Origin of the sequence: Mycobacterium gordonae (assembly GCF_002101675.1) — a bacterium.
Lineage (GTDB): Bacteria > Actinomycetota > Actinomycetes > Mycobacteriales > Mycobacteriaceae > Mycobacterium > Mycobacterium gordonae.
On the sequence record NZ_LQOY01000248.1, the window covers coordinates 24758 to 39544 of the forward strand.

The 14787-nt window shown below is 66.6% G+C and carries 11 protein-coding genes; 6 read left to right on the forward strand and 5 right to left on the reverse strand.

Features of this window, described 5'->3' with window-relative positions:
- The first annotated feature begins 18 nt into the window (after positions 1 to 18).
- Together lspA and AWC08_RS32280 are read left to right on the forward strand one after the other, a co-directional pair.
- On the forward strand, positions 19 to 633 hold the full coding sequence (gene lspA, locus AWC08_RS32275; RefSeq protein ID WP_065134068.1) for a signal peptidase II: 615 nt from the start codon (positions 19 to 21) through the stop codon (positions 631 to 633).
- Positions 626 to 1552: an RluA family pseudouridine synthase gene (locus AWC08_RS32280; RefSeq protein ID WP_069434440.1), complete on the forward strand. Its 927-nt coding sequence runs from the start codon at positions 626 to 628 to the stop codon at positions 1550 to 1552. The genes lspA and AWC08_RS32280 overlap by 8 nt, the downstream gene beginning before the upstream one ends.
- Here the strand turns inward: AWC08_RS32280 and AWC08_RS32285 are convergent.
- Both AWC08_RS32285 and AWC08_RS32290 read right to left on the reverse strand, forming a co-directional pair.
- Entirely contained in the window at positions 1535 to 2308 is a 774-nt protein-coding gene (locus AWC08_RS32285) for a class I SAM-dependent methyltransferase (protein WP_069434441.1), read from the reverse strand. The genes AWC08_RS32280 and AWC08_RS32285 overlap by 18 nt on opposite strands.
- Positions 2309 to 2406: 98 nt before the next feature.
- Complete coding sequence (locus AWC08_RS32290; protein ID WP_069434442.1) at positions 2407 to 3051, reverse strand: MliC family protein; 645 nt, start codon at positions 3049 to 3051, stop codon at positions 2407 to 2409.
- A gap of 319 nt (positions 3052 to 3370) precedes the next feature.
- Between AWC08_RS32290 and AWC08_RS32295 the strand changes: the two genes are divergently transcribed.
- Together AWC08_RS32295 and AWC08_RS32300 are read left to right on the forward strand one after the other, a co-directional pair.
- Complete coding sequence (locus AWC08_RS32295; RefSeq protein ID WP_065134048.1) at positions 3371 to 4387, forward strand: SDR family NAD(P)-dependent oxidoreductase; 1017 nt, start codon at positions 3371 to 3373, stop codon at positions 4385 to 4387.
- A gap of 4 nt (positions 4388 to 4391) precedes the next feature.
- Positions 4392 to 5195 carry an SDR family NAD(P)-dependent oxidoreductase gene (locus AWC08_RS32300; RefSeq protein ID WP_069434443.1) on the forward strand — a complete coding sequence of 268 codons (804 nt, stop codon included), beginning with the start codon at positions 4392 to 4394 and terminating at the stop codon, positions 5193 to 5195.
- 3 nt (positions 5196 to 5198) lie between these two features.
- On the opposite strand, the gene AWC08_RS32305 is transcribed toward AWC08_RS32300, so the two are convergent.
- Genes AWC08_RS32305 through AWC08_RS32315 form a run of 3 tightly spaced genes read right to left on the reverse strand, consistent with a single transcriptional unit; the run spans position 5199 to position 10524 of the window.
- The gene (locus tag AWC08_RS32305; protein WP_197522024.1) at positions 5199 to 6779 is read right to left on the reverse strand and encodes a hypothetical protein; all 1581 of its coding nucleotides are present in this window, start codon (positions 6777 to 6779) and stop codon (positions 5199 to 5201) included.
- A complete protein-coding gene (locus AWC08_RS39300) occupies positions 6779 to 8659 on the reverse strand; it encodes a serine/threonine-protein kinase (protein WP_065134046.1) in 1881 nt (626 codons plus the stop codon). Before AWC08_RS39300 ends, AWC08_RS32305 begins: the two co-directional genes overlap by 1 nt.
- On the reverse strand, positions 8656 to 10524 hold the full coding sequence (locus AWC08_RS32315) for a serine/threonine-protein kinase PknD (RefSeq protein WP_069434444.1): 1869 nt from the start codon (positions 10522 to 10524) through the stop codon (positions 8656 to 8658). Before AWC08_RS32315 ends, AWC08_RS39300 begins: the two co-directional genes overlap by 4 nt.
- Positions 10525 to 10721: 197 nt before the next feature.
- On the opposite strand from AWC08_RS32315, the gene AWC08_RS32320 reads away from it, so the two are divergent.
- On the forward strand, positions 10722 to 11153 hold the full coding sequence (locus AWC08_RS32320) for a type II toxin-antitoxin system Rv0910 family toxin (protein ID WP_069433722.1): 432 nt from the start codon (positions 10722 to 10724) through the stop codon (positions 11151 to 11153).
- 68 nt (positions 11154 to 11221) lie between these two features.
- The gene (gene dnaE / locus AWC08_RS32325; RefSeq protein ID WP_065134043.1) at positions 11222 to 14752 is read left to right on the forward strand and encodes a DNA polymerase III subunit alpha; all 3531 of its coding nucleotides are present in this window, start codon (positions 11222 to 11224) and stop codon (positions 14750 to 14752) included.
- Positions 14753 to 14787 lie beyond the last annotated feature (35 nt).

The following is a 14787-nucleotide window of genomic DNA, read 5'->3' on the forward strand; positions in this document are numbered from 1 at the left end:
TTAGTGGATGATGGTGGGGTGCCCGACGAACCAACCGGATCCGCTGATTCGCGCACTTCGGCCGTCAACGCTGAAGAAGACGCACACCAACCCGCTGCTTCCGCACCTCCAGCGTCGCCACGGCGGTTGCGTTTGCTCCTGTCGGTGGCGGGAGTCGTGCTTGCGCTCGACATCATCACCAAGGTCCTCGCAGTCAAGCTGTTGCCACCCGGCCAGCCGGTCTCCATCATCGGTGACACCGTGACCTGGACCCTGGTGCGCAATTCGGGCGCCGCGTTCTCGATGGCGACCGGGTACACCTGGGTGCTGACCCTGATCGCGACCGGCGTGGTGGTCGGCATCTTCTGGATGGGACGGCGGCTGGTCTCGCCGTGGTGGGCGCTGGGCCTCGGCATGATCCTGGGCGGTGCGATGGGCAACCTGGTCGACCGCTTCTTCCGGGCACCCGGTCCGTTGCGCGGTCACGTCGTCGACTTCCTGTCGGTCGGCTGGTGGCCGGTGTTCAATGTTGCCGACCCCTCGGTGGTGGGCGGCGCGATCCTGCTCGTCGTGCTGTCCATCTTCGGTTTCGATTTCGACACCGTTGGTCGCCGGAAGTCGAACGGCGACAACGAGGAGCGGCGCATTGACTGAGCGCTCGATGCCGGTCCCGGACGGACTGGCGGGCATGCGCGTCGACGCCGGCCTGGCCCGCCTGCTTGGGTTGTCCCGCAGTGCCGCAGCGGCCATCGCCGAAGACGGCGGTGTCGAACTCGACGGCGCCACGGCCGGCAAGTCCGACCGCCTGAACGCCGGTGCCTGGTTGCAGGTGCAGATACCGGAGCCGCCGAAACCACCGGAGAACACTCCCGTCGACATCGAGGGCATGACGATCCTCTACTCCGACGACGACATCGTCGCCGTCGACAAACCGGCAGCGGTGGCCGCGCACGCCTCGGTGGGATGGACCGGCCCGACGGTCCTGGGTGGCTTGGCGGCCGCGGGTTACCGGATCACCACCTCCGGTGTGCATGAACGACAGGGGATCGTGCATCGCCTGGACGTCGGCACCTCCGGGGTGATGGTGGTGGCGATCTCCGAACGCGCCTACACGATGCTCAAACGGGCGTTCAAACAGCGCACCGTGGAAAAGCGGTATCACGCACTGGTTCAGGGCCATCCCGACCCGTCCAGCGGAACAATCGACGCGCCGATCGGCCGCCATCCGGGACCGGAGTGGAAGTTCGCGGTCACCCGGGACGGCAGGCACAGCATTACCCACTACGACACCAAGGATGCGTTCGTCGCCGCCAGCCTGCTCGACGTCCACCTGGAAACCGGGCGCACCCATCAAATTCGGGTGCACTTCTCCGCGCTCCACCACCCGTGTTGCGGCGACCTGGTCTACGGCGCCGATCCGAAGCTCGCCAAAAGGCTTGGCCTGCAACGTCAATGGTTGCACGCCCGATCTCTGGCCTTTGCGCATCCGGCCGACGGGCGGCGCATCGAGATCGTCAGTCCGTATCCCGACGATCTGCAGCACGCCCTGGACGTGCTACGCGTCGAGGGCTGACCGCCCCGGCTTGCGGGCCTCGACCAAAACCCGAGTCGGATGGGTGACGAATCGTCCCTCGGCCGCGATCAATTCATGCAACTCGCGCAGCCGCGAGTAGTACGGCTCGGCGGTGAAATCCGGCACCGTCCAAATCAGTTTGCGCAGAAAGTAGACCACCGCGCCGACGTCGAAGAACTCCGCCCGTAACCGTTCCATGCGCATGTCCACCACCCGCAGCCCAGCGGCTTGCGCGCCGGCGCGCTGGGCATCCGGCTCGTACAACGCCCACAGCTGCGGCTGCGGCCCGACGACGTGGGTCACCAACTCCGCCACCGTCGCCGGACCGGGATGCTGCGCGAAATACGTGCCGCCAGGTCGCAACACCCGGGCGATCTCGCTCCACCACACCGCGATCGGGTGACGGCTGACCACAAGATCGAAGGCTTCGTCGGCGAACGGCAGCGGTGGCTCGTTGCCGGTGGCGACCACGACCACGCCTCGGGGATGCAGTCGCTTGGCGGCCAAAGCCGCGTTGGGCGGCCATGATTCGGTGGCGGCCATGGTCGGAGGGAACTTCTCCGCCTCGGCCAGCACCTCCCCACCGCCGGTATGGATGTCTAATGCCGCCGACGCGTCCGCCAAGCGCCGACTCATCAGCCGCTGATACCCCCAGGACGGCCGCTGTTCGGTTGCGCGGCCGTCCAACCATGAGAAGTCCCAGCCTTCGACGGGCGCCGCCACCGCTTCGGCGACGAGATCCTCGAACGAGCGCATGCAAAGCATTGTCACTCAGGCTTGCGGGTTCGATGAGCACCCTGGTCTCAAATATCGGACCGTGCGTCTCGACGCGCCGGCCGACGGGCGGGCGTGAATCACTGGGTGTGACAGACGAATTTGGTGCCGCCCAGATCCAGGGTCACCTCGCCCTGGTGCTCCCAGTATTCCGACCCTTGCCGGCCATATCGAGCGCCGCTGCCCGAGGGCTGGATGAACAGGATGACGCGCACGCCTTTCCAGTCCAGTACTGCGGTCTTGGGATCGAGCTGGTTGTAGAACTGCGCGGTCAGTGTTCCGGCGTCGGCGGGGCAGCTGTAGGTGACGACCGGGGGCGCGCCGGTGGCCGGGTCGGCGATGGCCAGCTCGACCAGGCGCGTCTGGTAGGCCTCCAGCACGCAGGTCCGCACCTCGACGACATCGGCGCACCCGTCACGGGCTGTCGCGAACGCGCTCTGCGCGGTCGTCAAGGCGGGCTGGTCGGCGCCCGGCCGTGCCAGCGCCTGCTGGTAGGCGGCCTGCACGCGGCGGTCCAGATCGGTCAGTTGTGGATCGTCGCAGACCAACTGCTGAGCCTTGTTCGCCGGCTTGGCGCAGTCGAACGTCGCCGCCGGGGCGGCCGGCGTGCTGGAGGTGGTCGCTGACGAAGGGGGAAGCGACGACGCCGCAGACCGGGAGCCGCCGGACTGGCCACCGCAGGCGCTGACGAGCAGTACGACCAGGACGGCGAGCATCAGTCTCATACCTGCTGACTACCGGGTTGCGGGGAGCAGCACCCCCGCGACACGCCGTCGCGGGCGTCTCAGACTTTGGCGCCGCTGCTTCACCCGAGCCGTCCCTCATTGGTGAGGGTCCGCAAAATGCCGGGCGCGGCGGCGTGTTGGTGGCAACACGCGGGCGCTCGCCATCAGATCCCCGAGTAACAGCGCACGCTGGTGGGTGTCGGCGCAGGGCGTTCGGTGCCTCTGCCCTGACCCGTATACCTATTCACCGGTCGATGTCCTAGGTTGGCTTCATGACGCCCTGTCACACCTTCCACACCGCCATCAGGAGCAACTGTCGATGAATCTTGGTGACCTCACGCATCTGGTCGAAAAACCGTTCGCGGCTGTGTCGAACATGATCAACACGCCGAACTCCGCGGGTCGGTACCGGCCGTTCTACCTGAGGAATCTGCTCGACGCCGTGCAGGGCCGCAAGCTCAGCGACGCGGTCGGAGGCAAGACCGTTCTCATCACCGGCGGGTCCTCAGGAATCGGCGAGGCCGCCGCCCACAAGATCGCCGAGGCGGGCGGCACCGTAGTGCTGGTCGCCCGCACTCTGGAAAATCTCGAGAAGGTCGCCGACGACATTCGCGCCAACGGGGGCACCGCGCACGTCTACCCATGCGACCTGTCCGACACCGACGCCATCGCCACCATGGCCGACAAGGTGCTCGAGGACCTCGGCGGGGTCGACATTCTGATCAACAACGCGGGCCGCTCGATCCGGCGTTCGTTGGCACTGTCCTACGACCGCATCCACGACTATCAGCGCACCATCCAGCTCAACTACCTGGGCGCGGTCCAGCTGATTCTCAAGTTCATCCCCGGTATGCGGGAGCGCGGCTTCGGCCACATCGTCAACGTCTCCTCGGTCGGCGTACAGACACGCGCGCCGCGCTTCGGCGCCTACATCGCCAGCAAGGCCGCGCTCGACAGCCTGTGTGACGCGCTGCAGGCGGAGACGGTCAGTGACAATGTCCGGTTCACCACCGTGCACATGGCGCTGGTGCGCACGCCGATGATCAGCCCGACCACCATGTACGACCACTTCCCGACCCTGACGCCCGATCAGGCGGCCGGGGTGATCACCGACGCGCTGATCCACCGGCCCCGCCGGGCCAGTTCGCCGTTCGGGCAGTTCGCCGCGGTCGCCGACGCCGTCAACCCGGCGGTGATGGACCGGGTGCGTAACCGTGCCTTCGGCATGTTCGACGACTCCTCGGCGGCCAAGGGTAGCGAAAAGTCAAGCGAGGCAGCAGATCTCGACAAGCGGAGCGAAACCTTCCTGCAGGCCACGCGAGGTATTCACTGGTGACCTCATGAGCCTTCCCAAACCCGACAAGCAGACGACGGTCGTCATCACCGGGGCCTCGTCGGGCATCGGTACCGAACTCGCAAAAGGCCTCGCGCGCCGGGGTTTTCCGCTGATGCTGGTGGCGCGGCGCCGCGAGCGTCTCGATGAGCTGGCCGAACGGTTGCGCGCGAGTGACCAGGTCGACGTCGAAGTGCTTCCGATGGACCTTTCGGACGCCGGTTCGCGTGCTGAGCTCGCGCGGCGGCTAAGCACCGATCCGATTGCGGGACTGTGCAACAGCGCCGGGTTCGGCACCAGCGGGCGCTTCTACGAGCTGCCGGCCGAACGCGAGAGCGAGGAGGTCACCCTCAATGCCCTGGCATTGATGGAGCTCACCCGGGCCGTGCTGCCCGGCATGGTGGAGCGGGGCGCCGGCGCCGTGCTGAACATCGCCTCGATTGCCGGATTTCAGCCACTCCCGTTCATGGCGGTGTATTCGGCCACCAAGGCGTTTGTGCTGACGTTCTCCGAGGCGGTTCAGGAGGAACTACATGGCACGGGGGTGTCGGTCACGGCGCTGTGCCCTGGGCCGGTGCCCACCGAATGGGCCGAGATCGCCAGCGCCGAGAGGTTCAGCATCCCCCTGGCGCAGGTCTCCCCGAAGGACGTCGCCGAACAAGCCATTCAGGGCATGCTGTCCGGCAGGCGCGGCGTGGTCCCCGGTCTGGTACCCAAGGTCGCCAGCACGACGGGCCGGCTGCTACCGCGCAGTGTGCTGCTGCCGGCGATCCGGATCGGAAACAAGCTGCGCGGTGGGCCGAGTCACTGAGAGCTATTTCTCGGGCACGATCTTGAGCACCTGACCCGGCTGCACGGTCTTGTCCGATTTGTTGGCAACCGCGCCAGTCAAAACGTAGAGATTGTCGGCCGAGTCGACAGCCACTCCGTGCGAGCTCGCGGGAATCGGTATCGCGATGGGGCCGCCGCCATCAGCCGGTAATTCGAAGAATCTTCTGCCGAAGCCGTCGGCGACGAAGATGTTTGCCGCGCTGTCGAATGCGACCTGGCGTGGCTCCAAAAGATCTGGAATGGGCAGCGCGGTGGCGGTGGTGGCGCCGGGTGCCAGTTTGAAGACCTTGCCGTGTCCGGTGCCTTCGACGCCGGAACTGACGTAGACGTTGCCGGCTTTGTCCACCGCTATTCCTCTGGGTACGTACAGATCGCTGAATGACAGGTCGGTCGGCCGATTTTCGCCCGGGGCCAGCTTCTTCACCCCGTACTTCAGCTTCAGGTCGGAAGTCAGAAGCCCGCCGACCGCATAGACGTTGCCTGCCGTATCGAAGGTGATGGCGTCGATCCGCGAGAACCCGCGGAACTGTAACCGCATCGGGCTGGTCTTACCGGCCTCCAAGAACCAAACCTGACTGCCCTCGCTGTAGTAGATGTTGCCGGCCTGGTCGACCTCCAGGTCCGTTGCCGAGCGCACATTGACACCCGGTATGTCGACGGCGACCGCGTCCCCGGCGCCGGGCGCCAGCTTGAACAGCATCGTCGGCATCGACTCGAATGACCCGTCGCCTACCAGGGAAGCCAGCGCGTAAATGTTGCCCGCCCCGTCGACGCCGACGCTTTCGGTGACGCCCAGACCTGGGAACGGCAGCGCCGTGGGCAATGCGGTATAGCTGCGCTTGGGTGGGGCGGTCGTGGTGGTCTGCGTGGTGGGTGCGGATTTCCCGGGGTGATGGACGAGCTTGGGGATCGCGAGCGCCGCCGCCACCACCGCGACCACGATCGCGGCTACCGCGATGAGGGGGGCGAGGTGCCTTCGTCGTGGCGGGGGCGGTGGCAGCACCGTCGGACGCGTATGCGGGTACGACACCGTCCGTCCGGTATTCCATTGCGGCGGAGGAGGATTCGGGGGCGGCGTCGGCGGCAGCTGAACCGTCTGGGTGATCGCCGCCGCCAGGGCATCTTGCGCGGCCCCGGCCAGTTCGGCGGCGCTGCGGTATCGGTCATCGGGGTTGGCGGCCAGGCCCCTGGCGACGACGGTGTCCAACCCGGGCGGGATGCCGGGGCGCTGCCGGCTCGGCGGTGCCGCCGCGGCGTCCGGGGGGTGTCCGGTCAGACACTCGTACAGCACCGCCGTCAGCGCGGCGATGTCGGCACGGTAAGTCGCGTCGGTGTTGGTGACCAGTGCGCGGGTCCGTTCGGTGGACGGCGTGCTGCCGCCTGCGTCGGCTAGATATGCGATGCCGTCGGCGGCGAGCAGGATGGTTGCGGTGGTGACGTCGCGGTGCACCGTCTGCTGAGCGTGGCTAGCGTCGATCACCGACGCGATCTGGCGCACCACGTCGACCGCGCGGCCCGGGTCGAGGGGGCCATGTTGCGCCAGTTGACTTTTCAGGTCGCCCATCAACCGGCTCCAACCTTGAGCAGTCGATTGTTCTCGGTCAGGTAGACGTTGCCCGCCGCATCGACGGCCACGCCGCCGAAAGACTGGTTCTCCGGCACCGTGGGTGTGGTCGACGTCGTAGCCCCGGCCGGCAGCTTCAGAAGTTTGCCCAGGTTGTCGGAGTTGTCGATCACATAGATGGTCGACTTGGCGTCGACGGCAATGCCCTGCGCCCGGCCGAGCTGAGAGAAGGGCAACTGCGTGGGACTGGTTGCCCCAGGTGCCAGTTTGAGGACCCGACCCATCTGCAGGCCATAGACGTTGCCGGCGCCGTCCAGGGCGACGCTCTCGAACAGGCCGCCCCCGAACGGAAGCACCGTGGGTGCCGAGGCGTCGACGGCGAGCCGGAGCACCTGGTCGCGTGCGGCCACGTACACGTCGCCGACGCCGTCGACCGCCAGACCCGACGGCAGAATCGCGCCGAACGGCAGCTCGACGGGTGACGTTGCGCCCGGGGGGACTTTCCACACCTGCCCCGTACCAGGGGTGGACCAATCGGTGAGGTATAGGTTGCCGGCGGAGTCCACGGCCACCGACTTGGGCTTGGTGAGGCCGCGAATCGGGATCTCGGTGGGAGCGTTCGAGTTCGCGGCGAGTTTGAACACCTTCTTGGTGCCGGTGTCGACGACGAACACATTGCCGGCGGCGTCGACCGTCACACCGCCCAGATCGCCGTAACCGATGGTCGTCAATGGGGTGGCGTTCAAGGGCGGCGCGGCGCCGGCGATCGGGGCGGTCGGGGTGGATGGGCCGTTGGTGGTGCTGCGGGCGGGCTGAGATGAGTTCGGTGGGCTCGAAACCGCCACCACGATGGCGGTGACGACAACGATGGCGCCAAGCGCGGCCAGGATGACCGCGATACGGCGCCGGGATTTGCGCCGGAATGCTTGCGGCACTTGCATTGTCGGCGCCGGGGCCGGCACCGGCGGGTGCCAGGCCTGGGTCGGCGGAGCGGACTGGGGAGTCCAGGATGGGTGGACCACCGGTGTGCTCAGCGCGTGCTGGGCGGCCGCAGCGAGTTCGCCGGCGCTTCGGTAGCGACGCTCGGGCTCCTTGGCCATGCCGCGCGCGATCACCTCGTCGAAACCGGCCGGAATCCCCGGCCGCTGTTGGCTCGGACGCGGAGGTGGCGACGTCAGGTGGGCTGCGACCAGGGCAGGTATCTCGGTGCGGCTCTGGAAGGGCGATGCGCCGGTCAGGCATTCGTGAAGCACACAGGCCAGCGCGTAGATGTCGGCGCCGGGCGTGACTTCGCCAGACGCCAGACGCTCGGGGGCGAGGTAGGCGAATGACCCGATCGTGGTGCCCTCGCTGGTGAGCTTGGTGTCGGTGGCGGCGTTGGCCAGCCCGAAGTCGACCAGACAGGCGAAGTCGTCTTTGCCGAGCAGGATGTTGGCCGGTTTGACGTCACGGTGGATTACCGTTTCGGCGTGCGCGGCATCCAGCGCCGCCGCGATCTGACGCACGATGTTCACCGCGCGTGCCGGGGCCAGGGCGCCGTCGCGCTCCAGCATGCTCTGCAGGTTCGTCCCGTCGATGAGTCGCATGTCGATATAGAGCTGCCCGTCGATCTCACCGCAACCGTGGATAGGCACCACGTGTGGGTCGTGCAGCCGCCCGGCAGTCCGGGCCTCGCGGAAAAGCCGTTCCCGGAAAGCCGGATTGTGGGAGTAGCTGCTGGACAACAGCTTCAGCGCAACCACGCGATGCATGACGGTGTCTTCGGCCTCGTAGACTTCGCCGAACCCGCCGGTGCCGAGCAGTCGCCGCAGCAGGTACGGCCCGAAGCGGGTGCCGACGCGCGAGTGCGATGCGTGTCTGACCGTGGGATCGTCGGTCATTGGGGCGGCCCCAGTTCCAGCACCTTGCCCGTCGCGCACTCGTCGGTGCGATGGCAGTCGACGACAAACAGGTCGCCGGCCTTGTCCACCGCGATGCCGAGCGGGTAGTTGAGGCCGGGGAAGGCGAGCCGGGTCGCGCTGGTCGCGCCGGTGGCCAGCCGGAAGATCCCGTGCCCGTTGAGATCGGAGACATAGACAGTGCCGCCGGGGTCCACCGCCACACCGTAAGGTTGCTGGAGCCCGGCGAACGGTAATTCCGTGGGAGTGGCGGCGCCGGCGGGAAGCTTGAGCACGCGGCGGTCATCGGTATCGGCGATGTAGACGTTGCCGTCCTTGTCCACCGCGATGCCCCCAGGCCCGTTCAGCGGAACGGTGGGCATCAGTTGGGTGGCGCTGGTCGCCCCGGGGGCCAGCTTCAGCACCTGTTTCAGTGCGTTGTCGGTGAGATAGACGCTGCCGTCCTTACCCACCGCCAGACCCGCCGGCCTGCCGATGTGGCCGAACGGCAGCATAATCGGGCCGCGGGCACCCGGAGCGAGCTTCCACACCCCGGGCGCGTGGATGTCGGCGAGGTAGACATTGCCTGCCCCATCCGCCGCCACGTCCAAACCGTAGACCTCCCCGAACGCCAATTCGGTGGGCGCGCTTTGTCCGGCAGGCAGTTTCAATACCCGGCCTTCCGGAGAATGGTTGGTCATCTCGGCGACGTAGACGGTCCCGGCTTCGTCGACCGCTACTCCGCGCGGCTTCACCAGGTTCGGAAATTTCAGCACGGTCGGAATCGTGGAGGAGGGCCGCGCCGTGCTGGCGGCCGAAGGTGTGGCGTCGTCGTGCCGGTGCACGATCGCGACGATCCCGACCGTGATCGCCACTGCCAGCAGCACGATCGCGGCTGCCAGCAACACCGCGCGCCCACGGCGCCTTCGGGTGGGCTGCTGCGCCCACGGCGGTAGGGGAGCGGGTGGCGTCGGCATGGGCGGTTGGTGAGGGAAAGCCGGCGGCGGGGGGGCGACCGTCCATTCGCGCGTCGGTGCGGCGGGGCTCAGGGCCTGTTCCGCGGCTGCGGCGAGTTCACCGGCACTGCGGTAGCGATCGTCGGGCTTCTTGGCCATGCCGCGGGCGATCACCTCGTCCAGCGCGGCGGGAGTGCCGGGCCGCTGTTGGCTGGGTCGTGGGATCGGCGCCGTCAGGTGGGCGGTCATCAGCGCCGACAGATCCCGTTGCTCGTCGTATGGCGCCTTTCCGGTGAGCAGTTCGTACAGGACACAGGCGAGCGCGTACACGTCACAGCGGTGGTCTACCGGTGCATCCGAAAGTCGTTCTGGCGCAACATAATCGAAGGTGCCGACGGCTTTGCCCGTCTTGGTGAGGCGGGCGTCGCCGGCCGCACTGGCCAGTCCGAAATCGACCAGGCTGGCGAAGTCGTCACCGGACAGCAGGATGTTCGCGGGCTTGACGTCGCGGTGCAGCACCGTTTCGGCGTGCGCGGCATCCAGGGCGGCGGCGACCTGGCGGATCAGCCGCACCGCCCTGGCCGGATCGAGCGGCCCGTCCCGCTTGAGCAGGGTCTCCAGATCCACGCCGCGGACCAGCCGCATGTCGATGTAGACCTGGCCGTCGATCTCCCCGCAACTGTGGATCGGCAGCACATGCGGCTCACGCAGCCGTCCGGCGGTATGGGCCTCGCGGAAGAGACGCTCGCGGAACACCGGGTCCTGGGAATAGGTGTTGCTCAACAATTTGAGCGCCACGGTGCGGTGCATGGTGGTGTCTTCGGCCTCGTACACCTCGCCAAACCCACCGCTGCCCAACATCCGGATCAACCGATACGGCCCGAACTGCGAACCCGCCCGATCCTCGACCACTCGCCCCTCCTCTGTTGCGAGCGTAACGGCACTGCGAACATCCGGCCGGAGGTCGCGGGGGCCGCCCCGGTGCTCGACTGATTGTGTTGGGCCCGCAGCGCCCGGCTGCGCCGGGCTCGCGACCCTCGCTCGGCTGATGGGCTCGGGCCCGCAGCGCCCGGCTGCGCCGGGCTCGCGACCCTCGCTAGGCTCAACCGATGGCTTCCGTTGAGTTGACCTCCAACGTCCCGATGCCCCCGGAGGACATGTGGGAGCGCGTCTCGGATCTTTCCGAGTTGGGCGAGTGGCTCGTCATGCACGAGGGGTGGCGCAGCGACATCCCCGACGAGATCACCGTCGGCACCGAGATCATCGGAGTGGCGCGCTCGAAGGGCTTGCGCAACCGGGTGACGTGGACCATCACCAAGTGGGACCCGCCTCACGAGGTCGCCATGTCAGGCTCGGGCAAAGGCGGAGCAAAGTACGGGGTGACCGTCACCGTGACACCCCATGACGACGGATCGACGATGGGTCTGCGCCTTGAGCTGGGCGGGCGTGCTCTATTCGGCCCGGTCGGCTCCGCCGCCGCGCGAGCCGTCAAGGGGGACGTAGAAAAGTCGCTGCAATTGTTCGTCGAGCGGTACGCCTGAAACTGGGCAAGACACGTTCGGCGACACGCCGAAGATGTGTCGGTGGACGGTCATAGACTGGCGTCCCTATGAGCGAGTCCTTCGTGCACCTGCACAACCACACCGAGTATTCGATGCTCGACGGTGCCGCGAAGATCTCGCCGATGCTGGCCGAGGCCCAACGGCTGGAAATGCCTGCGATCGGCATGACCGACCACGGAAACATGTTCGGCGCCAGCGAGTTCTACAACTCGGCCACCAAGGTGGGGATCAAGCCGATCATCGGAGTCGAGGCCTACATCGCCCCGGCGTCCAGATTCGACACCCGGCGTATCACCTGGGGTGATCCCAGCCAGAAGTCCGACGACGTGTCGGGCAGCGGCTCCTATACACACATGACGATGATGGCCGAGAACGCTACCGGCCTGCGCAACCTGTTCAAGCTGTCGTCGCTGGCGTCCTTCGAAGGCCAGCTCGGCAAGTGGTCCCGCATGGACGCTGAGCTCATCGCCGAGCACGCCGCCGGCATTATCGCCACCACCGGCTGCCCGTCCGGCGAGGTGCAGACCCGGCTGCGGCTGGGTCACGAGCGCGAAGCGCTGGAGGCGGCCGCCAAATGGCGGGAGATCTTCGGCGCGCAGAACTTCTTCCTCGAGCTGATGGACCACGGCATCTCGATCGAACACCGGGTCCGCGAAGGCCTGCTGGAAATCGGCCGCAAGCTCGGTATTCCGCCGCTGGCCACCAACGACTGCCACTACGTCACCCGCGACGCCTCACACAACCACGAGGCACTGTTGTGCGTGCAGACGGGCAAGACGCTGTCGGACCCCAACCGCTTCAAATTCGACGGAGACGGCTACTACCTCAAGTCGGCCGCCGAGATGCGCCAGCTGTGGGACGGCCAGGTCCCGGGGGCCTGCGACTCGACCCTGTTGATCGCCGAACGGGTCCAGTCCTACGCCGACGTGTGGACACCGCGTGACCGGATGCCGATTTTTCCGGTGCCCGACGGGCACGACACCGCATCGTGGCTGCATCACGAGGTGATGGCGGGGCTGCGGCGACGCTTCCCGGACGGCGTCGGGCAGGACTACATCGACCGGGCCGAGTACGAGATCAAGGTCATCTGCGACAAGGGTTTTCCGTCGTACTTCCTGATCGTGGCGGACCTGATCAACTACGCGCGTTCGGTCGACATCCGGGTGGGGCCGGGACGTGGGTCGGCGGCGGGCTCGCTGGTGGCCTACGCCATGGGTATCACCAACATCGACCCCATTCCCCACGGTCTGCTGTTCGAGCGCTTCCTCAACCCCGAACGCCCATCGGCCCCCGATATCGACATCGACTTCGACGACCGTCGTCGCGGCGAGATGGTGCGTTACGCCGCCGACAAGTGGGGGCAGGACCGGGTTGCCCAGGTCATCACCTTCGGCACCATTAAAACCAAAGCGGCGCTGAAGGATTCGGCGCGCATCCACTACGGCCAGCCGGGCTTCGCGATCGCCGACCGGATCACCAAGGCGCTGCCGCCGCCGATCATGGCCAAAGACATTCCGCTTTCGGGCATCACCGATCCGGCCCACGAGCGGTACAAGGAAGCCGCCGAGGTGCGCGGCCTGATCGAGACCGACCCCGACGTGCGCACCATCTACCAGACGGCGCGAGGTCTGGAAGGCTTGATCCGCAACGCCGGCGTGCACGCGTGTGCGGTAATCATGAGCAGCGAGCCGCTGACCGAGGCCATCCCGTTGTGGAAGCGGCCGCAGGACGGCGCGATCATCACCGGCTGGGACTACCCGTCGTGTGAGGCCATCGGCCTGTTGAAGATGGACTTCCTGGGCCTGCGCAATCTGACGATCATCGGCGATGCGCTGGAAAACATCAGGGCCAACCGGGGCATCGACCTCGACCTGGAATCGGTTCCGCTGGACGACAAGGCCACCTACGAACTCCTGGGCCGCGGCGACACCCTCGGGGTGTTCCAGCTCGACGGAGGCCCGATGCGTGATCTGCTGCGCCGCATGCAGCCCACCGAGTTCAACGACATTGTCGCCGTCCTTGCCTTGTACCGGCCGGGGCCGATGGGTATGAACGCCCACAACGACTACGCCGATCGCAAGAACGGTCGCCAGGCCGTCAAGCCGATCCACCCGGAACTCGAGGAACCGCTGCGCGAAATCTTGTCGGAGACCTACGGTCTGATCGTCTACCAAGAGCAGATCATGTTCATCGCCCAGAAGGTCGCCTCCTACACGATGGGCAAGGCCGACGCGCTACGCAAGGCGATGGGCAAGAAGAAGCTCGAGGTGCTCGAAGCCGAGTACAAGGGCTTCTACGAAGGCATGACCGCCAACGGATTCTCCGAAAAAGCGGTGAAAGCGTTGTGGGACACCATTCTTCCGTTCGCCGGGTACGCGTTCAACAAGTCGCATGCCGCCGGTTACGGCCTGGTCTCCTACTGGACGGCGTACCTGAAGGCCAACTATCCCGCCGAGTACATGGCGGGCCTGCTCACCTCCGTCGGTGACGACAAGGACAAGGCCGCGGTCTACCTGGCCGACTGCCGCAAGCTTGGCATCACCGTCCTGCCGCCCGACGTCAACGAGTCGCTGGTGAACTTCGCCTCGGTCGGCCAGGACATCCGGTTCGGGTTGGGCGCGGTACGCAACGTCGGCGCCAACGTCGTCGGCTCGCTGATCAAGACCCGCAATGAGAAGGGCAAGTTCACCGACTTCTCGGACTACCTGAACAAGATCGACATTTCGGCCTGCAACAAGAAGGTCACCGAGTCGTTGATCAAGGCCGGGGCTTTCGATTCGTTGAAACATGCCCGCAAAGGCCTGTTCCTGGTGCACACCGACGCCGTCGATTCGGTGCTGGGCACCAAGAAGGCCGAGGCGATGGGGCAGTTCGACCTGTTCGGCGGGGACGACGGTTGTACCGAGGCCGTCTTCACCATCAAGGTGCCCGACGACGAGTGGGAAGACAAACACAAACTCGCCCTCGAGCGCGAGATGCTGGGTCTGTACGTGTCTGGGCATCCACTCAACGGGGTCGCCCACCTGCTGGCCACGCAGGTCGACACCGCCATCCCGGCCATCCTGGACGGTGACATCGCCAATGAGACCCAGGTGCGGGTGGGCGGCATCCTGGCCTCGGTGAACCGGCGCGTCAACAAGAACGGGATGCCTTGGGCGTCAGCCCAATTGGAAGACCTCACCGGTGGTATCGAGGTGATGTTCTTCCCGCACACGTATTCCAACTACGGCGCCGAGATCGCCGACGACGTGGTAGTACTGGTCAACGCCAAGGTTGCCATCCGAGATGACCGCATCAGCTTGATCGCCAACGAGCTTGTGGTGCCGGACTTTTCCAACGCTCAACCGAACCGGCCGCTGGCCGTCAGCCTGCCCACCCGGCAGTGCACCATCGACAAGGTGACCGCTCTCAAGCAGGTCCTGGCCCGCCATCCGGGCACGTCGCAGGTGCATCTGCGACTGATCAGTGGCGACCGGATCACCACGCTGGAACTCGATCAGTCGCTGCGGGTGACACCGTCGCCGGCGCTGATGGGGGATCTCAAGGAGTTGCTCGGCCCGGGGTGTCTGGGCAGCTAAGCCGCCCGTCGTCGCCCCGCGGGTACGCCCAGCCT